The organism is Planococcus shenhongbingii (genome assembly GCF_030413635.1).
In the GTDB taxonomy this organism is placed as follows: domain Bacteria; phylum Bacillota; class Bacilli; order Bacillales_A; family Planococcaceae; genus Planococcus; species Planococcus shenhongbingii.
In genome coordinates this window covers 269519-290060 of the sequence record NZ_CP129235.1, presented here as the reverse complement: position 1 = coordinate 290060, position 20542 = coordinate 269519, and the positions used below count along the sequence as shown (strand labels likewise).

The 20542-nt window shown below is 43.2% G+C and carries 21 protein-coding genes and 1 riboswitch; of the genes, 4 read left to right on the top strand and 17 right to left on the bottom strand.

Features of this window, described 5'->3' with window-relative positions:
* The first annotated feature begins 61 nt into the window (after window positions 1–61).
* Window positions 62–964 (top strand): proline dehydrogenase family protein, encoded by a 903-nt coding sequence (locus QWY16_RS01560; RefSeq protein ID WP_436837173.1) that lies wholly within the window; start codon window positions 62–64, stop codon window positions 962–964.
* Between the two features lie 63 nt (window positions 965–1027).
* Here QWY16_RS01560 and QWY16_RS01555 read toward each other — a convergent pair whose 3' ends face one another.
* A complete protein-coding gene (locus QWY16_RS01555) occupies window positions 1028–1966 on the bottom strand; it encodes a ring-cleaving dioxygenase (RefSeq protein WP_300991103.1) in 939 nt (312 codons plus the stop codon).
* An 80-nt stretch (window positions 1967–2046) separates the two neighbouring features.
* On the bottom strand, window positions 2047–2715 hold the full coding sequence (locus QWY16_RS01550; protein ID WP_300991102.1) for a hypothetical protein: 669 nt from the start codon (window positions 2713–2715) through the stop codon (window positions 2047–2049).
* A gap of 193 nt (window positions 2716–2908) precedes the next feature.
* On the opposite strand from QWY16_RS01550, the gene QWY16_RS01545 reads away from it, so the two are divergent.
* Entirely contained in the window at window positions 2909–3892 is a 984-nt protein-coding gene (locus QWY16_RS01545) for an alpha/beta hydrolase (RefSeq protein ID WP_300991101.1), read from the top strand.
* 50 nt (window positions 3893–3942) lie between these two features.
* On the opposite strand, the gene QWY16_RS01540 is transcribed toward QWY16_RS01545, so the two are convergent.
* The 9 genes from QWY16_RS01540 to QWY16_RS01500 form a co-directional block, all read right to left on the bottom strand.
* Window positions 3943–5256, bottom strand: a complete 1314-nt coding sequence (locus QWY16_RS01540) for a nucleobase:cation symporter-2 family protein (RefSeq protein ID WP_300991100.1) — start codon at window positions 5254–5256, stop codon at window positions 3943–3945.
* Window positions 5253–5840 (bottom strand): xanthine phosphoribosyltransferase, encoded by a 588-nt coding sequence (locus tag QWY16_RS01535; protein ID WP_300991099.1) that lies wholly within the window; start codon window positions 5838–5840, stop codon window positions 5253–5255. Before QWY16_RS01535 ends, QWY16_RS01540 begins: the two co-directional genes overlap by 4 nt.
* A 151-nt stretch (window positions 5841–5991) precedes the next feature.
* Window positions 5992–6093: riboswitch (purine riboswitch) on the bottom strand.
* Between the two features lie 805 nt (window positions 6094–6898).
* Entirely contained in the window at window positions 6899–7879 is a 981-nt protein-coding gene (locus QWY16_RS01530; RefSeq protein WP_300991098.1) for a proline dehydrogenase family protein, read from the bottom strand.
* A gap of 177 nt (window positions 7880–8056) precedes the next feature.
* Window positions 8057–8605 carry an NADPH-dependent FMN reductase gene (locus QWY16_RS01525; protein ID WP_300991097.1) on the bottom strand — a complete coding sequence of 183 codons (549 nt, stop codon included), beginning with the start codon at window positions 8603–8605 and terminating at the stop codon, window positions 8057–8059.
* Between the two features lie 173 nt (window positions 8606–8778).
* The gene (locus tag QWY16_RS01520) at window positions 8779–9393 is read right to left on the bottom strand and encodes a PH domain-containing protein (protein WP_300991096.1); all 615 of its coding nucleotides are present in this window, start codon (window positions 9391–9393) and stop codon (window positions 8779–8781) included.
* 158 nt (window positions 9394–9551) lie between these two features.
* Window positions 9552–9920 (bottom strand): iron chaperone, encoded by a 369-nt coding sequence (locus tag QWY16_RS01515; RefSeq protein WP_300991095.1) that lies wholly within the window; start codon window positions 9918–9920, stop codon window positions 9552–9554.
* 254 nt (window positions 9921–10174) lie between these two features.
* Window positions 10175–10864 carry a FadR/GntR family transcriptional regulator gene (locus tag QWY16_RS01510; protein ID WP_300991094.1) on the bottom strand — a complete coding sequence of 230 codons (690 nt, stop codon included), beginning with the start codon at window positions 10862–10864 and terminating at the stop codon, window positions 10175–10177.
* A 36-nt stretch (window positions 10865–10900) separates the two neighbouring features.
* Window positions 10901–12457 carry a Na+/H+ antiporter NhaC family protein gene (locus QWY16_RS01505; RefSeq protein ID WP_300991093.1) on the bottom strand — a complete coding sequence of 519 codons (1557 nt, stop codon included), beginning with the start codon at window positions 12455–12457 and terminating at the stop codon, window positions 10901–10903.
* Between the two features lie 108 nt (window positions 12458–12565).
* Window positions 12566–13468 (bottom strand): fumarylacetoacetate hydrolase family protein, encoded by a 903-nt coding sequence (locus QWY16_RS01500; protein ID WP_300991092.1) that lies wholly within the window; start codon window positions 13466–13468, stop codon window positions 12566–12568.
* Between the two features lie 234 nt (window positions 13469–13702).
* Between QWY16_RS01500 and QWY16_RS01495 the strand changes: the two genes are divergently transcribed.
* Window positions 13703–14167, top strand: a complete 465-nt coding sequence (locus QWY16_RS01495; protein ID WP_300991091.1) for a GNAT family N-acetyltransferase — start codon at window positions 13703–13705, stop codon at window positions 14165–14167.
* A gap of 77 nt (window positions 14168–14244) precedes the next feature.
* On the opposite strand, the gene QWY16_RS01490 is transcribed toward QWY16_RS01495, so the two are convergent.
* Entirely contained in the window at window positions 14245–15540 is a 1296-nt protein-coding gene (locus tag QWY16_RS01490; protein ID WP_300991090.1) for a DUF4139 domain-containing protein, read from the bottom strand.
* A 182-nt stretch (window positions 15541–15722) separates the two neighbouring features.
* Between QWY16_RS01490 and QWY16_RS01485 the strand changes: the two genes are divergently transcribed.
* Entirely contained in the window at window positions 15723–16751 is a 1029-nt protein-coding gene (locus QWY16_RS01485) for a threonine aldolase family protein (protein ID WP_300991089.1), read from the top strand.
* A 16-nt stretch (window positions 16752–16767) separates the two neighbouring features.
* Here QWY16_RS01485 and QWY16_RS01480 read toward each other — a convergent pair whose 3' ends face one another.
* The 5 genes from QWY16_RS01480 to tatA (QWY16_RS01460) all read right to left on the bottom strand — a co-directional run bounded on the left by QWY16_RS01480 (window position 16768) and on the right by tatA (QWY16_RS01460) (window position 20432).
* Entirely contained in the window at window positions 16768–16989 is a 222-nt protein-coding gene (locus tag QWY16_RS01480; protein WP_300991088.1) for a hypothetical protein, read from the bottom strand.
* 108 nt (window positions 16990–17097) lie between these two features.
* Window positions 17098–18762 carry a formate--tetrahydrofolate ligase gene (locus tag QWY16_RS01475; protein ID WP_300991087.1) on the bottom strand — a complete coding sequence of 555 codons (1665 nt, stop codon included), beginning with the start codon at window positions 18760–18762 and terminating at the stop codon, window positions 17098–17100.
* A gap of 104 nt (window positions 18763–18866) precedes the next feature.
* Window positions 18867–19082, bottom strand: coding sequence for a twin-arginine translocase TatA/TatE family subunit (tatA, locus tag QWY16_RS01470; RefSeq protein ID WP_300991086.1), 216 nt, complete (start codon window positions 19080–19082; stop codon window positions 18867–18869).
* Between the two features lie 28 nt (window positions 19083–19110).
* The gene (gene tatC / locus QWY16_RS01465; protein WP_300991085.1) at window positions 19111–19854 is read right to left on the bottom strand and encodes a twin-arginine translocase subunit TatC; all 744 of its coding nucleotides are present in this window, start codon (window positions 19852–19854) and stop codon (window positions 19111–19113) included.
* A gap of 383 nt (window positions 19855–20237) precedes the next feature.
* Window positions 20238–20432: a twin-arginine translocase TatA/TatE family subunit gene (gene tatA, locus QWY16_RS01460; RefSeq protein WP_436837159.1), complete on the bottom strand. Its 195-nt coding sequence runs from the start codon at window positions 20430–20432 to the stop codon at window positions 20238–20240.
* Between the last annotated feature and the right edge of the window lie 110 nt (window positions 20433–20542).

Below are 20542 nucleotides of genomic sequence, written 5' to 3'. Positions count from 1 at the left end.
CACATCATTTAAAGCTTGCCTTGAATACGTTTTCATTAGCATAGGAGGAAAAACAGTGAGTTTGACACGAGATTTTTTTATTGCTTTATCTAAAAATCAATTATTGAATAACGGGGCAAAAAAATGGGGCTTAAAATTAGGCGCTAGTAAAGTTGTCGCTGGAACTGATATTAATAGCATGATGAAATCCGTGAAAGAATTGAACGCCAATGGCATTGGAGCCACAATTGATAATCTCGGTGAATTTGTCTACAGCAAAGAAGAAGCACTTGAGGCAAAGGCGAGTATTCTGGAAACATTGGAAGCAATCCAACAGCACGGTGTGACAGCCCATATGTCGATCAAACTGACACAAGTCGGATTGGATGTCGACTATAAATTCTGCTTAGAAAATATGCGGGAAATTGTAGCGGCAGCTGCAAATTACGCGATTTTCATCAATATCGACATGGAAGATTACAGCCATTTGCAACAGACACTTGATATTCTCCATGCGCTTCTAGAAGACTATGACAATGTCGGCACTGTGATTCAATCCTACCTTTACCGTTCCGAAAAAGATTTGGAAAACTTGCAAAATGTGCGCTTGCGCCTTGTCAAAGGAGCGTATAAAGAACTCTCGGAAGTTTCCTACCAAAGCAAACAAGATATCGACATGAACTACTTGAAGCTGATTAAACTTCGTTTGCAGCAGCCCGCATTCACTTCTATCGCGACTCACGACCATCATATTATCGATGCTGTGAAGAAGTTTGCTAAAGAAAACAGCATTCCGCGTGATCGTTTTGAATTCCAAATGCTTTACGGTTTCCGTTCTGATATGCAAAAAGAACTTGCTGAAGAAGGTTATGCGTTTACTACCTACGTTCCATTTGGCCAGGACTGGTACGGCTATTATATGCGCCGTTTGGCTGAACGGCCGCAAAACATCAATCTGGCTTTGAAGAGCCTTGTATCTAAGTAAATTCCCTAGAAAAGAGCGTCCGGAGGAAGAATAACTTCCTCCGGACGCTCTTTCTTTTTTATCTCAATCCAATTCTTTAACGTTAATCGGCATCAAATCATCATTCAGCCGTGCCCGGTAATGCTCGTACTGTTTCGGCAGCATCAAACCTTCTCCCAGGGCCTCAGGTGCTTCGTCAATAGCAAAGCCAGGTGGGTCTGTGGCGATTTCAAATAATAGATCGCCATATTCCCGGAAGTAAATCGCATTAAAATAATTGCGGTCTTGGACTGGGGTTACCTGCAGGCCATAATTTTCAATATGCCGCTTCCAGTCCAGCTGGTCTTCATCATCTTCTGCCCGCCAGGCGATATGATGGACGGTGCCAACTCCCATTTGCCCTCTGCCGACAGAAGTGAGTTTTACATCAATCACATTTCCAAGGTCTGCAGGAGCGTGGAAGCGCATCAAATCGTCTTCTTCTCCGATTTTTTTCAAACCCAGTCCTACCTCCAGTAATTCTGTTGTTTTTTCGGGGTAGGAAGTAAGCAAAGTTGCTCCGCCAAACCCTTTGATTGCAGTATTCGGACTGATTTCACCAAAACTCCAGGCACTCGGTCGTCCCGCTTCCCTCGCTACCAATTCCAAATGCAGCCCATGAGGATCCTCAAAAGTTAGAAATTGCTCCCCGAAACGCTCTGTTTTTTCAAAAGATACACCAAACTTCGATAATCGCTGTTCCCAAAAACGCAAAGCCCCTGCGGGTACAACATAAGATATTACACCAACTTGGCCATCGCCAATTCTGCCTTTATAAGCATTGTCCCAAGGGAAAAAGGTGATAATTGTTCCCGGTTCCCCGGTTTGATTGCCGAAATAGAGATGATATGTGCCCGGATCGTCAAAGTTGATGGTCTTTTTTACAAGCCGCAACCCCAGTACTCCAGCATAGAAATCCACGTTTTCCTGGGGATTCCCTACAATTGCCGTAATATGGTGAATTCCTTTTGAACTTTTCGCCATACTGCATTTCCTCCAATTCAAGTAGTCTTCTTTTATAGTATCACTCACTTATCTCAAACTAAAGATAGTAAGCGCCATTCCTATTTCTCCTTTTTCTTTTCTTTTATTTCTTCTTTTTCCTGTTCTTTCTGCTCTTTCAATACTTCCTTTTCTCGTTCTTTTTGTTCTTCAACTTGTTCTTTTTGATGTTCTTTCAATTCTTCTATTTTCTCCATCTCTTCTTGGTATTCTTCTTCTACCTCTGTTGTCGATGGAATAAAAGGTTCCTGATTATAATCAGTGCGCCGGCCATAGCGCAGCATTTCATAAATAATAAGGCCGTTATTGGGCTTGCCATTTGCCGTCTTCATAGGCACTATATCAAATAACACGTAATAAAAAGCATAAAAAACAAACCGGTCCCAAAACGTTTTATATTCTTCAAGATAGCCATTTGCTATGAGGGCGTTGATGACCAATGCCAGCACAAGGTTGACCAGAATCGGACCGGCATAAATGCATACGTAGACAAACTTGCTTTCCCTTTTTAAAGAATCGTAAGAATACCAACTATATAGATGGTAATATTTCCGAATATCAAACATTCCTAGTTTAATAAGTCGGGGGCCTGAACCAATTGTCAGTCTCGGATTGTTAACCCCAAATATTACACTGACAAGCAAATAACCAGTTTCACGCAGAAACACCACCACTGGCAAAATTATAAACGCAGAAATGATTAATGACAGTAAATCAGCGAGACCGAACATTTATTTCACATCCCTTTAAAAGCTTCAACTCTTTAGATACCCTTTGTTTAGCACGGCAAATCATTCACAATGCAGAAAAATGTTCTTATTTCCACTTCATACAGGTATTTAGTATCTATCTTTTTACCGTTCTCACTCGATAATATAAAGCTATTGTTCTATCCAAAAATTTATTTATTAAAGGATGCTTGCCATGCCAGCCACTAAGAAACTTAATATGCAAAAAAAATGGATAGCCCTTTGGTCTTTTATTGCCTTTTTAACGTTGATTATTATAATGGAACAAATACCAGCACCCCTGGACGCCTCTGCCTCTAAGCAGAGTCCTGACGCTGCTTTGTTTGATCTTGAAGATATTTACCAAGAAGTTCAGGTAGTCAAAAATCTAGTGTATAGCAACAAAAAAGATAGCCTCTTAGACATTTATTATCCAAAAACAGGAGGACAGAACCTTCCCGTTATTTTATGGATTCACGGCGGCGGTTATGTCGGTGGCTCAAAAGACAGCCGGCAAGAATATGGTATGGCTTTGGCACATGCCGGATATGTCGTAGCAAATATTGATTATGCCTTGGCACCTGAACAGAAATATCCAGGGCCGATTATCCAAGCTAACGAAGCCCTCAACTATTTGCAATTGCACGCCGCGAAATATGGAGGCGATATGGACAAGGTATTTATCGGCGGCGACTCAGCCGGAGCTCAGATATCAAGCCAAGTTGCGGCCGTCATTTCAAATAACGACTTATCCGAAGCAATGCAGATTGTTCCGGCCGTTCAAGCAGCGCAACTCCAGGGAGCTCTCCTTTTTTGCGGTTTATTTAATATGAAAACCGTAAGAGCAACGGAATTCCCTAATATTGACGGGTTTTTAAATACATATACCGGAGTCGAACCTTTCGAAACTTTTGAAGACATTGATCAATTATCAACAGTAAACCAAATCACTTCAGCTTACCCGCCGGTGTTTATCACGGCTGGCGATGCTGATCCTCTTGTATCACAATCGGTTGAATTTGCCGAAACACTTGAAACCACGGGCATTGCGGTTACTAGTGTATTTTTCAATGGCACGGACAAAGAGCTAAAACATGAATTCCAATATGCTCTGGATACGCTGGAAGCTCAAGAAACTTTAGCAAAAGCCCTGGACTTCCTATTTGTTAACAGTAATTGAATGAATAGCAAAAAACGAACCGTTGCTTATACAGCGGCTCGTTTTTTAGATTATATTGAACTGTGATTTACGGCAGCACTTTTTTGTACTGGAACCGCAGCTTTCGCTTTTCTTTTAGAAGGAATCATATGGAAGAGAATGTTCAGGACGATTGCCGTAACGCTCCCTGCTACAATCCCGTTGCTTGTCAAAATTTGAAGGCTTCCAGGCAATTGGGCGAAAATTTCAGGCACTACCGTAACACCAAGACCGATCCCAACCGAGCAAGCAATAATCATTGAATTCTCTTGAGATTCCGTAATGACTTTGCTGAGCATTTTAATGCCTTGCGAAATGACCATACCGAACATAGCAATCATTGCTCCGCCGAGAACAGCTGTTGGAATAATGGTCGTAGCTGCTGCCACTTTCGGCAAGAAACCAAGAGCAATCAGCATCAATCCGGTGATTAAAATAACTTTTCTCGATTTGACGCCAGACATTTGAATGAGTCCCACGTTCTGAGAGAAAGCTGTGTACGGAAAAGAATTGAAAATTCCTCCAAGAATAATGGCAAGCCCTTCGGCCCGATATCCTTTTGATAAATCTTTCTCCGACAGTTTCTTTCCGGTGATATCACTCAGCGCAAAATAGGTGCCCGTCGATTCAACCAAAGAAACTAACGCAACCAAGGTCATTGTAATGATGGCAGACCATTCAAATGTTGGTGCACCAAAGTAAAAAGGTTCCACCATGTGGAAGTAAGAGGCTTCATTGATTGCAGTGAAATCGACAACTCCTATTAGGGTTGCTGCAATTGTTCCTGCTGCCAAACCAAGTAAAATAGAAATGGCTTTTACAAAACCAGTAGCAAATTTATAAACCAAAATGATGAACAACAAGGTACCGAAAGACAAGCCAATATTGGTTAATGAACCAAAGTCGCTCGCTCCTTGTCCACCGCCCATATTATTGACAGCAACGGGAATCAGCGTGATACCAATAATTGTTACAACGGAACCTGTGACAACTGGCGGGAAAAACCGAACAAGGCTTCCAAAAAATCCGCTGATCAGAACTACGATCAACCCTGAAACCAGAATGGAACCGTAAATAGCTGAAATTCCGTATTCCCCGCCAATAGCAATCATCGGTCCAACTGCTGTAAACGTACAACCTAATACAACGGGAAGGCCTATACCGAAAAAGCGGGTGTTGACAATTTGCAAAATAGTGGCGACACCGCAAAGCAAAATATCTATAGCTACTAAGTAAGTCAATTGTTCTGATGTAAGTCCAAGGGCTCCTCCGACAATTAACGGCACCAATACTGCCCCTGCATACATTGCCAGCAAATGCTGCAATCCTAAAGCTGCACTTTTCATTTCGCACTTACCTCCCCAATGAATTCTACTTTTCCATTGGCTAAAGAAGAGATGATTGCCAAAGATTCTACTCGAACGCCTCGGTCCCGGATCATTTTACCGCCATTCTGGAATCCCTTTTCAATTACAATGGCAACTCCGCTAAGTGCTGCGTCTGCTTGTTCGATAATATCAATCAAGCCAAGGACTGCTTGTCCATTTGCCAGGAAATCATCCAATATCAAGACCACGTCATCACTTTTGATATAATCTTTTGAAACAGAAATGTCGTTCGTTTCATTTTTAGTAAAAGAATGTACACTTGCCGTGTAAAGGTCACTGATCAATGTCAGAGACTTACGTTTTCTGGCAAATACAACCGGAACTCCTAGTACAAGGCCCGTCATCATTGCCGGGGCAATTCCCGAAGACTCAAGCGTTAAAATTTTTGTGATGCCCTCATCCGCGAACTTGGAAGCGACTTCTTCTCCTATTGCTTGCATGAGCACCGGGTCGATCTGGTGGTTCAGAAACGAATCCACTTTTAATACCGAATCCGATAAAACCTTTCCGTCTGTTCGTATTTTTTCCTGTAATTGTTTCATGCTGTCAGCACTCCTTTCGTCACGCTGAAGGCATAAAAAATAGCCCTCAGAACGTGCATCCATTCATACCATGAGCGGAGCAATGTCCTTCGAGCTAAAAATTCGAAAGGAAACGAAAAAGAAACATGCCTATATACAAAAGGCACTTCCCCATCATTTCGTTGCTTCTCATAGTCAGTTTGTTTACGGCAAACCGGTAGAAACTTGCGGACCATATTTCCGCTATTATATGAGTGAATATTATTAGAATGGTCTTATTATAGCACGTCAAAAAGCCATTTCAAGACACTGTAAAATAAAAGAGAATTCAATTAATTCCACAAAGAAACAGCACGAGTTTCAATGATGGCTGCGCTAATCCAGCAAATTAAAAATTGCAGAAACAAAAAAGAACGGCTCATCAACTGAGCCACTCTTTTGCAGGCTGTCGAGAAACTCGTATGTTCTTCTGTCATTGCGCTCCAGGACGGACGCTTTTCGCGGGGGGCGGCCTAAGCCTCCTCGCTCGCTGGCGCTCCCTGCGGGGTCTCAGGACTCGCCCTGTTCCCGCAGAAGTCGCCGCCTTCCGCTGCATTCAGCTCTCTTTTATCACTTTTAGAGACTCTATAAAAGTGTGATTTTTTGAGAAACCCTTCTCTTATTGGTTCCTGCTCACCAGATATGGAGCCAACCAGCGGAGGAAAACATACTGCTCCTGCGCAAGCTCGTCGCAAAGACTTAGCCTCGCAGGCGTCGGCCAATGTCTTGCCTGCGGGGCAGCGTAAGCGACGAGACAGCCGAGACCCTGCAACGCCCTTTCATGTTTCGAAGCTAGCGCAGCGATGCAGAAACAGGAGCGTGAGCGACGAAGCGGCTTGGCGCTCGCCCGCGGCTGAAACCCTATGCTCCTGCAGCGCTGCGCGCTTCGTCGCAAAGACTTGGCCTCACAAACCTCGGCCAATGTCTTCGCAGCTGGTTGGCGGAATATCGGTTAAGGGATGATCGCTAATACAAATTTCAACTTTCTCAACAAGCTGAAAAAGAACGGCTCATCAACTGAGCCGTTCTTTTTGAAGACCTTATTTCACTTTTTTGCTTTTGGAAGTCAAACGGCCCAATACAAAAGCTCCGGCAAAAATGCCAAGCGCTGTATTTGTGCGTTTATTGAACACTTGTTTTGCCACAAGATTCAAGTTTTGCGGACGTTCTGCCAAGCGGCGCATAAAGTAACCATACCAGTCATCCCCAAAAGGAACATATGTGCAGAAGTTATATCCTTGTCTCGCTAAATCCAACTGCATATCTTTACGGAAACCATAAAGCATCTGGAATTCGAATTTCTCGCGTGGGATATTGTTTTCTTCTACAAAATCAATAACATGGTTGATGATATGGTGATCATGAGTAGCGATTGATGTGAATTTCCCATTCAGCAAATGGTATTCGATTAACTGGATGAAATTCGCATCAATTTCTTCGCGCGTTTGGTAGGCGTATTCAGCAGGCTCTTTATAAGCTCCTTTTACAATACGCAAACGCAGATCTTTATGTTTTTTGATATCATCTTCTGCCCGGTAGAAATAGGCTTGGATAACTGTTCCGACATTGTCGTAGTCTTTCAATAGCGTTTCCAACAAATCGTATGAAGGCTGAACGTGGCCGTAATCTTCCATGTCGATGTTGATATGCATATTGTATTTGTGGGCAGCAGCCACGATTTCTCTCAAGTTTTCATAACAGAAATCGTAATCGATATCCAAACCGATTTGGGTAGGTTTTAAGGAAACGTGCGCGTCCACTCCATTGGCATGGATACTTTCGATAACTTCAAGAATACTTTCTTTCGCTTTTAAAGCTTCTTCTTTTTCGAAAACGAATTCCCCAAGGTTATCCACTGTGCAGCTGATTCCTTGAGCATTCAGTTCCCGGATGCTGTTGATAGTTTGTTCAATATTGGTACCAGCAACGACGGTTTGAGCACCTAATTTCAAACCATACTTTTTCGCCGCGCTCGTTAAAAATTGGTTTTGTGACAAGCTGATGAAGACATCTTTTAACATTATTTTCCCTCCTGATACAATTCACCTAAAAGTCGCTTATAAGAGTAGACAACAGTGTGGGACTTTATCCTTCGATACAAGCAAGTCTTATTGTAATCCTTTTTTTGAAAATCTGCATTAAGAAAATTGAACAAAATAAAGAGCCTCAAATTTATTGAGGCTTTTTATCTTTGAAAATTAAATTGTTTTGTTATAGAACGTGATGAAGTTGTCGACAACCTGGTCCAGGAACCCAAGTGTACCGGAATCGATAATCTCATTGTTTTCATTCAATTTCTCATGGACCGATCCAATGTAAACTTCATTGCCCGGAAGCAGCAAGGGTGATAATGACGGATTTGACAGCACTTCCCTCAAATGGATCTGGGCTCGGACACTGCCCAGAACCCCCATGGAAGAACCGACGATAAACGCCGGCTTTTCACGAAGTACAAAGCCTCCCCGCGACAGCCAGTCAATGGCATTTTTCAATGACCCCGGAATCGAATAATTGTACTCAGGGACGGCAAAAAGAACAGCATCTGCTTGTTTTATCTTATTTCTGAAATCCACAACTTCCTGTGCTACATTTTCTTCAACATCCGGATTAAATAATGGAATATTGTTGATGGTTACAGGTTCGATATCCAGACGGTCTGCATATCGCTTTTTCATAAATTCTACGAGCCTTAAATTCATAGAATCTTGTCTTACGCTGCCAATAACCGCTGCCACTTTTATTGCCATGATCATCTCTCCTTTATGGTAAGTGATATGTAACCAGAAAATTACCTCTAGTCAAAAAACTTTTCTATAATTCAGTTTAACATGAAGGTATTTTTGTCACCGAGATTAGGCATCAGAAAATTTTAAAAGAGTCTTTCTTCCTTCTTCCGCTAAGAAGAAAGACCCGAACCAGCTCAATTGTTTATGTATTTTTCGAAAACATCCCCGAAATCTTTTACATGGTATTGGTTGCGCACTGAAGTCATCCAAGTAAATCCGAAATCCGTCAATTTCGAGTATTGCACATCTAATGCTACATCGTTCGGCCGTGAGTTTTGCAAAACGGTTACTGCTTTATCCAGGCTTTGGTTCGCCATAGAAATGAGGATGGCGTTTTCATGCGTCATTTCCGCAATGCGCAACAGCGACTTATAAAGATCTTTTAGCCGTTCAATCTGGTTTTTCTGAACGTCAATTTTAAAAGGGATCTGCCCCAGTGTAAATCCGATTTCAATATCCAAATCGATTTTACCTGCTGTTTCCATTACTACCTCCGAGATAGAATGCTGAGAATACGGATATCTTTTTAATGTACGTTTAGAGGACATCGCACTGTCGCCATCTACATGGATCAATGCAAGATTGGTAAAGCAATATTCATCTGCTTTTGTTTTAATCAAGAAAAAAATCTTCTCTTCATCTTCATGCATCACGTAATCATCTGCATCGGTCTTGTCGTAGTCCTGAGGATCGATGATTTTTCCTACGTCCGATAAACCTAAAGCATCTGCTGCCATTTTCTTAAACATATATACTCCTCCTATTGGAAAATATTAGTTTTCTTCTATATATTAGTTTATCAAAAAATCGGTGGGCCAACATAGATGAATATAAAATACTCAAAACAACCAGAACTCCGAAGCGAGTATTCTCTTCGAAGTCCTGGTTTGGGTTTTCAGCAATTTCATTAACGCCAAAAAGTTGAACAGCCAGCTTTATCCAAAATATTAAAATCAATCATTTTCTCAAGCAATATAAAATCAATTGGATGCTTCCACTGAATGCGCATTAACTCTTTCGTGTGATCATAGCCTGCCTGTACAATCTCATCTGAAAAACGCTCCATTGCTGCCCTTTCAGGAGCAACAGACATATGCTTTTTAGCTACGCTAAAGCCGATAATATAGGTGCCATGGTCGGTAAACATAGGTTGATTCCACTTGATCACTGGTGTTAAGTTCGGGAATTTCTTAATTATCCAGGCAAATACTTCTTCCATTCGATTCCGTTGTTGAAGGTCGTCAATACCTGATAAAAATTCTTCAAAAACTTCCATTGTACTCTCTCCTAAGAAAAATTCTTTTTGATCACTGTAATTCTTCTAGTTCGCATGCTAAAGAATCAATTCTCTATTCTTCAGCAAACCACTTGTCTAACAGTTAGTAATCAACTGCAGGTTCTCTCATTTAAAAAAAGATCCTCTATAGGCAATCATAGCTAACAGAGGGAAACGGCGCAAACTTTTAAAAACGGCTTCTTTCTCACATCCATAAAAACCCCGGAGACACGATGCTCCGGGGTTTGCCTAAACTATGATTTTTCAAAGAATTTATGGACGCTCTCAATATGCTGCTCCATCAACGCAGATGCTTTTTCACTGTCTTGCGCTGCAATTGCCCCATAGATGTTCTGGTGAAAATCCAATGATTCTTCCATTACCCCTGGCACCAGAGCTGCTTTTGTCTGAGCACGCAATACGAGGCTCGTGATGGAATTGTACAAATCAATCATCACCCGGTTATGAGAAGCTTCAGCAATTTTTTCATGAAATTGCATATTCGAAGAAACGTATTGGGTGCCGTTATTTTCCTCAATTGCTCTTTCCATGTCGCCAATGGTTTGTTTGATTTGGATCAGATTTTCAGGAGTAGCCCGTTTGGCAGCCAATCCAGCCAATTCTTTTTCGATAAAGCGTCGAGCTTCAAAAAGATCTGCCCATTCTACTTCTGAAAAGTACAGTTGATAAATAAGAGAATCTGAATAAACATCATTGAAGCTGGGTGAGATGAACGTTCCTTTCTGGGAGCGGACAATTAGCCCTTGAGATTCGAGCACGGCCAAAGCTTCCCTTAAAGACGTTCTACCCACTTCGAACATTTCCATCAATTCTCTCTCGGGCGGCAATTTATCACCTGCCTTTAGTTTACCGTCCAAGAAAAGATCTTTGATTTGATTCACAATATTATCTCCGACATTTACACGCTTGATTGGTTCCATCATGGGTTTCACCTTTTCATTTTTGAATATAATACCATATTAAGGCTTGTTCGCTTCTAGCGCCATACTGCTTGCCCCGGCTTTTTCTCGGGCTTTCACTAACGCAAAGACTATGAGCGCCAGAGATATCAGCATCGCAGCAAGGCCGACAAAGAGGTTCTTGGTTAAGCCAAGCGTTACATAACCGATGATCGAGACAAAACTTGAAACCATGGCATATGGCATTTGAGTCATCAAATGGTCAATCGGGTGGACGCCCCCGCCGATGGCTGCAAGGATGGTCGTGTCAGACAAGGGCGAACTATGTTCCCCGAAAATACAGCCGGCAAGAACTGCTCCGAAAACCGGGATTAAGTAAGCAATATCCACGATTGCCACAATTTCAGCACCGATCGGCAGCATCAAACCGAAAGTCCCGAACGTACTTCCCATTGAAAATGACATGAATGCCGAAATGACGAAGAAAATAACGGGCAGCCACATGAGTGATAAGTTGCCGTCGATCAAGGAAGCCAAGTATTGCCCTACCCCCAGCAGCCCGATGACTTGAGCTGTCATCAACGCCATGAACAAAATGATGATGCTTGGAAATACTGATTTCGCACCGATAAACATGGCTGTCGCAACTTCTTTGCCCGCTGTTTTTCTAAGCAGCAGGCGTATAACGGAAACTGCACAAGCGACTAGACCGCTGTAAACCAGAGCGGTGATGACCTCTGCGTTCATTAAAACGTTTAATGGGGTTAGGGCTCCTTCCGCACTTGTAATGCCGCCCCACCCAGCAATGATAACCGTCAGCGCCACCAGAATGCCTACCGGTAAAAATAAATCAAGGAGGTTCCCGCCTTCTTTTGTCGGAAGCTCTGCCACGCTTTGTCCAGGCACGATGCCTCTTGAAGTATCAAATAAAATCCCTTCTTCTTTTGCCCGTTTTTCATCCCGCTTCATTTGCCCAAGATTGATATTAAAATAAGCTACTGCAAAAACCAGCAAAATGGTGGAAAGTGCATAATAGTTAGTTGGAATCGTCAATAGGAACGCTTCATAACCCTGATATTGCGTAATGCCATTATCCACAAAAATGGTCGCCATCAACGCTGCGATAAATGCCGCCCAAGCTGAAATCGGCATTAAAATAATGACAGGAGCTGAAGTTGAATGCAGCAAGTAAGCTAATTTGGAATGCGAGATATTATGTTGGTCAGTCAGCGGTTTAATGACACTGCCGCGGAACAGACAGCTGAATGCGTCATCAAAAAAGCTGACAAACCCCAGCAGAAGAGTCACAAGCTTTGCTTGGAACGGTGTTCTTACTTTCGTGACCGCCCATTCAGAGAAAGCTTGAATCCCTCCCGACAGATAGATCAATGCACTCATAGCTCCTACAATTAAGATAAAGACAAAGATATTGCCTTCGCCAAGCACTGTACCGATAATACTTAAGATCGTGCTTACACTCGCTGCAGCATTCCAGCCGTTTGCAAGCAGCGCACCAAAAATGATCCCCACCCCTAAGGACAATAAAATTCTTTTTGTAATAATTGTTAAAGCAATCGTAATGACTGGCGGCAATAGTGACAAAATCGAACCTTCCATTTACAGGACCCCTTTGTAATTTAGTCACAAACTTTTCTTTCACCGGAACCAGCAACATAAATTTGGTAAGCGCTTACATTTTTATTACAGAGAGAAGTCTCTCTGATTTTACAAAGATACAGCTTGTTCTTTTTTTTCTCTGCTTTTCACAGCGACCAGACGGTTCTCAAGGCGCCCCAAGCCTTCCACTTCACAAGCAACTTCATCTCCAGGTTTTAACCAGACGGGTTCTTCCATTCCTAAGATAACGCCTTCTGGAGTGCCTGTATAAATTACATCTCCAGGTTCAAGAGTCATGATTTGAGACAAGTCACTGATAATTTCCGCTATAGGGAAAATCATATCTTTTGTATTAGCATGCTGTCTCAGTTCCCCGTTCACCCAGCAGCTGAGCGTCAGATTTTGAGGGTCAGCCACTTCTTCAGCTGTCACCAGATAAGGACCGATTGGCGCAAAACCATCAATCGCTTTACCAAACATCCATTGATTGCTTCTGAACTGCTGTTTACGGGCGGATAAATCATTCCCTGTGGCATAACCATAAACTTTGGCCAGCGCTTCTTCCTGTGTCACTTGATGCGCTTGCTCGCCGATGACGGCGACCAATTCCACTTCGTAATCGCCTTGGTCAACAAACTCAGGCAGCACGACTTCTTCTTCATGAGCGGCTAAACTATTCGCAAATTTAGCAAAGTAAATCGGATATTCCGGGGCAGCCATATTGGCTTCTTCCGCATGGGCTTTGTAGTTGGCTCCCACACAAATGATCTTCCCTGGATTTTGTACAGCCGGAGCATATTGGAACTCTCCTTCTTGCACGATGGCGGCAGTAGCTGAAAGAACCGCTTCAAGTTCCCGGCGTCCTGCTTCTTCTTTTGAAATCAACTCTTGAATGTTTTGGCTGACCGGCAAGCCGGCAGCTTCAGCAGTCGCTTTTACATCCACAATACCTTGCTCTGTTTTAACCCCGTAACTTAAACCCTTGGAAGTAGTAAATGACAATAGCTTCATTCTTCTTCACACCCCTTTTAGTTTTTTAGCATCGATGGATAGTGAGGAAAGACTCCTCCTTTTGGTCAAACTGTATTTTCAGGTACTCATTGTCGTATGGTCTGACCATCATCTTATCGATAGTATAAATGAATGTTCTACTTTTGCAAGTTGTTTTTTAAATTTTCTGATTACTAATGTTAAAAGTGTTAAACTACTGATAAAAAGCGGAGGAACGAAAGGCAGGCAAACGGGATGGATATACAGTTGAGGTTAGTGACAAGAGATAATTGGGAAGAATGCCTGAACCTGAAAGTCAGCAGATTACAAACTAAATTTACTCCGACTGTAGCGGTTTCTTTAGCCAAGCCTTATATCAAGCCGGACGGAGAACATGTGGAATATCTTCCATTTGCCATATATTACGGCGAAGTGATTGTCGGGTTCATCATGCATGCTTTTGAAAAAGAGACAACGGATATGTATTGGATCAACGGGTTTATCATTGATGAAAAATATCAAGGAAAAGGGTATGGCAAATCTGCTTTAGCGGAAATGATCCGCTGGATTGCCTCCCACTCCCCACAATGCAAAGAAGTCCGGCTGACTGTCTATCCAGAGAATCAGATAGCCCGTCGCCTTTACATCAACTTTGGATTTCTTCCAACCGGATATTTTCACGGAGAAGAAGAAGTGCTGGCTTTTTCGATGAGGCAATAGTTGGCCAGTTTAAAAAAGTAGCTGCTGTTCCTCTGAATACACAAAAAAATGCAGAGCTTTTCTCTCCGCACTTTCCTTTATTTCTTATTGGTGCGGTCATCCACTTTATAAGTGAATTCCACTATGGCCGACTTACCGGCAGCCATTCGTACACTAAATTCTACTTCACTGGTATTTTTGACTTCGTAATCATGGGATGACGATTCCATTTTCCAAAATGATTCATAAATGGCGTGGCTGATATCGATGCGAACATTTTCGTTCTTTCCGTTTCGCAATCCATAACGATGCGTCACGTATTCTATCCCATCACGTTTTTCACGTACAGTTTCCCGGCTCTCCGAGACAATATCAAAAGCCTCTCCTATGGTCAGAGATAATTTCTCCTTTACCGGAGTATGGCCAATTGCATCTTCCCCGGTAAACTCCAGCTTTCCGTCACTGTCAAGCTCATAAACTTTCGCAATACCTTTAGGCAAAGGAACGCCAAGGCCGTTTTTCCCCGTATTTTCAATCAGTATGCTGACTTTAGCATGCTTGCTTGTCTTTTCTACTTTATAGACTTTCTTGAAAGAGCCCTCTTGTGCAGATAAAAAGCTGATTTTCTTAGATTGCCCATCCACTAAATCCACTTCCCTCTCAAGCGTATATACATGCTTGTCTGCAAAACGGCGCTCTTCAAAAGATTCTCGGGCAGGCATGCTATTTTGAAGCATCATACGCGCTTCTTCGTATAAATGAGCCGGCCTATGCCGGCTTACTTGGCCCGCAATCAATTTTAGCCGTACACCGCGAAAATCAGTCCCTGTCTCATTCGCGATATTGATCCAACCTGCAAGCCTAAAATTCTCCCCTCGAATCTCCATTATATAAATCGCTTCCCAGTCCAATCCGTCCGTTAAATAAGATACCTGCACTTTGTGGTTTAATAGTTTCGGCATTATTTTCCAGACAAGCGCCGGCTTCATTCTGAATCCTTCCGGCAGCGGCGGAAGGATCAATTCACCCGACGGATTCAAGAGGATTTCACGGGTATCAACACGCTCTCCGATGATGCCAGCCACTGTGCTCAATAACCGGATTTGCGTTTCATCTCCCAGCTCCGGATTGCGCACGGTCACGACATCCCCGATATACGATTCCAGCAGTTTCCCGCTATCTGCAAGGCCGTAATCATATACTTGTTCCAGCACCTGCAGACCATGGACAACAATGGAATCCGGTTCAATCCGCTTTGCGACATCAGAAAACTGGACTTCTTCAACCGCTGACTCTGATAAAAGCTCCCGCACTTCTTTCACAACGCCAAACCCATCCATGTAGACAGTCAAACTGACAGATTTCTGCGCTTTTCCAGTAGATTCAAATTTCATCTCAACACATCCTTCTAGTGGTATGAATGCTTATTTCCATGGTCTCCATTTTCTTCATGCTACCATAGATGGAATCCCGCATCACGATTTATCTGAATATTTACATGCTTCAAATTGAAATTAACAGAATAACTATCCGAGGCAGAAAATCTGTTTTAAACTGTAGAAAGGAGGCGAATGCAATGACGAAGAAAATGTTTGCAAGTGACAATAATTCAGGCATCCATCCTGCTATTATGGAAGCAATTGCCGGGGTAAATGACGGACATGTCCCAGCCTACGGAGACGATCCTTACACGGCAGCAGCCCGCCATAAATTCAAAGAACATTTCGGTGAAGAATGTGAAGTTGCATTTGTTTTCAACGGCACCGGGGCCAACATCACGGGGTTAAAAGCGATGGTGCGCTCTCATCAAGCAATCATCTGCACAGATGGTGCTCATATTCATGCTGATGAAGGCGGAGCAGCTGAAGGCTTTATCGGCGGAAAACTGTTGACTGTCCCTTCTGCAAACGGCAAGCTGACCGTCAACCAAATTGCGCAGCAGCTGCACCATATCGGCAACCAGCAGCGAAGCCAGCCAAAAGCCGTTTCCATTTCCCAATGCACGGAACTCGGGACGGTTTATACGCTTGAAGAAATTAAAGAAATCACTTCTTTTGCCCATGACAACGGTCTCTATGTACATATGGACGGTGCCCGGCTAAGTAATGCCGCTGCCCATCTCGGCTGCAGCTTTGCGGAAATGACAGTGGATGCCGGCATCGATATGCTGGCATTTGGCGGAACTAAAAACGGCCTGATGATTGGCGAGGCAGTGGTCTGCCTTAACAAAGAGCTGGAATCTGAACTGAAATACATTCGCAAGCAAGGCATGCAGCTCGGATCGAAAATGCGCTTTATCGCCGCTCAGTTTGACCGTTTGCTGACGGATAATTTGTGGCAGGAAAACGCCAGCCACGCAAACCGTATGGCTCGTTTGCTGGCAGACGGCCTGCAAAATTTCACTGGCATCACTGTTACTCAGCCCGTTGAATCGAATGCTATCTTTGCTTCTATGCCAAAATCCCAAATTGAAGAGCTGCAAAAAACCTATGCGTTTGCTCTTTGGAATGCAGCCATTAATGAAATTCGCTTGGTAACATCGTTCGACACGACAGAAGAAGACATTGAAACCTTTCTTTCCCATGTCGAGAAAGCATACTCCTAAGCACATAAAAGCCACTTCAGCGATTGAAGTGGTTTTTTAAATATTCTATGACAACCATACGACAGCTTTCCGATAAAGGAGATTTTTCAGCATGTACCAGTTCGCCATAAAGCAGTTCAGCCAAGAAGCGGACTTCTTCCTGATGTCTTTTTCCTGTTTGCGCATCCCATATGTCCAATTGAATGTAAAGAGAGCTTCCCCGCTCCGCATAATCAATGATGGAAATCCGATGATCCATTTGATCACCTCCTTTATGTGGTTATGAGCGGCTTCCTCTCCCATACGAGCAAGTCAGCATCCAAAATCAAAAAAGCCCAAAAGCTCAACAGCTTTTGGGCTTTTTCCTTTAAAACAAACCGATCGCTTCTCCGTCTGCTCCTACATCCATTTTCAAAGCAGCCGGCTGCTTCGGCAAACCGGGCATCGTCATGATGTCACCTGTTAAGCAAACCAGGAAACCTGCGCCGAGTTTCGGTATAATCTCGCGTATCGTAATCGTAAATCCTTCCGGACGGCCAAGCAGTTTCGGCTGGTCGGACAATGAATATTGGGTTTTTGCCATGCAGATCGGCAAAGCATCCCAGCCATATTTCTTCAACTCCACTAATTGCTTTTGAGCACTGTCCGTTAACTGGACATCCGCACCTCCGTACACTTTCTGCACAATAGTACGGAGCTTTTCTTCTACAGAATCGGCTTCGTCATAAAGATGGGCAAAGTCTGTAGGGCGCTCCAATTCTTGCTTTACAAGCTTCGCCAGAGCGAGCCCGCCTTTACCGCCTTGTTCCCAAACATTTGTCAAAGCAATTTTCACGCCTTCTGTCTCAGCCCAGTGAAAGATTTCTGTCAGTTCTTCCTCCGTATCTGTTATAAACCGGTTTAACGCCACGACCGGTTCAATGCCGAATTGGCGAATGGTGTCCACATGTTTCGCTAAGTTGACCATGCCGCGCCGCACTGCATCATGGTTCACTTCTGCCAATGAATTCTTTTCGACACCGCCGTGCATCTTCAAAGCCCGCACTGTTGCCACGATCACCACAGCATCAGGATGAAATCCACCTTTCCGGGATTTGATGTGCATAAATTTCTCAGCACCCAGATCCGCGCCAAAGCCGGCTTCCGTTACAACCACATCAGCCAGCTTTCTAGCTGTTTGCGTCGCCATCAGCGAGTTGCAGCCATGGGCAATATTAGCAAACGGTCCACCGTGGATGATTGCCGGTGTTCCTTCGATGGTCTGTACCAGATTAGGTTTAAAGGCATCTTTCAGCAATAGCGTTAAGGCGCCTTCTACACCTAAATCACGAACTGTTATAGGCTCTTTTTGATACGTATAACCGATGACCATGCGGGCAAGGCGCTCTTTCAAATCTTCCAAAGAAGTTGCCAGGCATAATACGGCCATAATTTCAGAAGCAACGGTAATGTCAAAACCGTCTTGACGCGGAACGCCCTGCGCAGGACCACCGAGGCCGATTGTCACTTGGCGAAGCGCCCGGTCATTGATATCGAGTGCCCGTTTCCAGGTGATGCGCCGAGGATCAATGTTCAAAGAGTTGCCTTGGTGCAAGTGGTTATCAATAAATGCAGCTAACGCGTTGTTTGCCGACGTGATGGCATGGATGTCTCCTGTGAAATGGAGGTTGATGTCTTCCATCGGCAGCACTTGGGCAAACCCTCCGCCTGTGGCTCCTCCTTTTACGCCCATCACCGGCCCTAAAGAAGGCTCGCGCAAAGCGACAACGACCGATTCGTTCAATTGTCTAAAAGCATCAGCAAGCCCTACCGTTACGGTTGATTTCCCTTCTCCTGCTGGAGTCGGGCTGATGGCTGTCACTAATACGACTTTTCCAAGGCTTCCTGCAGGCGGCACTAAATCGACATTAATTTTTGCTTTATAATTTCCGTATAGTTCAAGAGCTTCGCCTGGAATCCCAGCACGCTCTGCAATTTCCTGTATCGGTAAAATTTTTGCATCCGTAGCTATCGATAAATCCGTCAATGCCATTCATTCCCCCAACTTTCAATTTTTCTTTTATTATAACCCGCTGATTGCAAAAACAAAAAAAATAACCGCCCCTCGCATCAGCAAGGGACGGTTCATTAAAGATATTATTTTTTCGTTAATTCTACTTGTTTTTCTTGGTTAGGCTCTTCGACCACTTTAGTCTCTTCTGGTGTATCGTCTATGATGCCTTTTGTCGAGTTTTTGAACTCTCTCAAAGTTTGTCCGGCAGCACGGCCCAACTGTGGCAATTTAGCTGGCCCAAAAATGATCAAAGCAATGATAAGGATTAAGATTAATCCTGGTACGCCGATATTTGGCATTAGGTTCCCCTCCTGTCCGTAAGTAATATTATTCTTTTAAAGCCATTTCTGCAAGTCTTTTGTTTGAACGTTTCAGCGTCCAGCTCGAAATGACAATGCTGATTTCAAACAAAATAAAAAGCGGGACGATAATCAGGATATCCGAGATGAAATCCGGAGGTGATATGAGTACTCCGATTACCACAAGCGCAAAATACGCAACTTTCCGCATTTTTCGCAACGATGTTGGCGTCACAATCCCCAATTTCGTCAAAAACATAATGACGATCGGCATTTCAAAAACGATGCCCACCGGTATCACCAGATTAAACAGAAAACTGAAATACTGGTTCATCCCATACGTTTCAGTCGCCCCAATGGATTGGTTAATGTCCGATAAGAAATTCAACATCATCGGGAACATAATGAAATAACTAAAGCTCACACCTGCCAGGAACAAAAAGAAAGAAGCCGGAATGAACCATACCGTGCCTTTCGCTTCCGCTTCTGATAATCCCGGTTTTACAAAAAGCCATATTTGATGCAAAGCGATCGGCAATGTGATTAAAATAGCCACCAGCAATGCACACTTGAAGTAAATCATGATGCCGTCCGTAAAGCCAAAAACGTTCCATTCTACATTTACGGCAGTAGGCTGCATTTTAATGAAATTTAACATTTTCGTCGCCGTGGCAAATCCGATGCCAAGAGAAACGATCAAGGCTGCTGCAATAATGACCAGGCGCTTTCTTAACTCGGCCAAATGCTCAACAACGGTATATTCTTGCTCCATATTTGTTAACCACCTATTTTGCTAAATATAAAATTCAGTCACTGGGCATCTACAAAACAGCTGTATTTTAACAAAACTGATCTATCGTCGTCCATGCTTACTAAAATTTTGATTTACTCTTTAATTCAATTGTTATTATACTCCACATGGGCTATTTGTAAATCATCTAACCCGTATTTCCTCCAATAAACAATTGCAGCTGTGAACAAAATGACAAAATATAACAACAAATGCATTTGCAGCGCGCAGCAAAAAGATCTTTCTCTTGCCGCTGTCGATAATTGCTGCGAACTCTCTTCTTTATAATTCACATTTATAAAGCACAAAAATAACCGTCCCTCAATTTCTTTGGGCGGTTATTTTAACCTTCACAAGTCTCTTGCTTATTTTTCTTTTTCTGTCTTTTCTTCAATTTTAAACTCTTCTTTCACGTCTCCCATTATTCCTTTAGTGGAATTTTTAAACTCTCTCAGCGTTTCTCCAACAGCACGGCCTAGCTGCGGCAACTTGGCTGGCCCAAAAATGAGCAAAGCGATGACAAGTATTATGATCCATTCCGTTGCACCAATATTCGCCATAATGGTTCCTCCTTGAGAAAGAAATAAATTTATACCGGCAATTACGCATTTAAAACAATGGCGCCAAATATAATCCAAATAATCCTTACCGCATCGACCAAAGTAAGTCC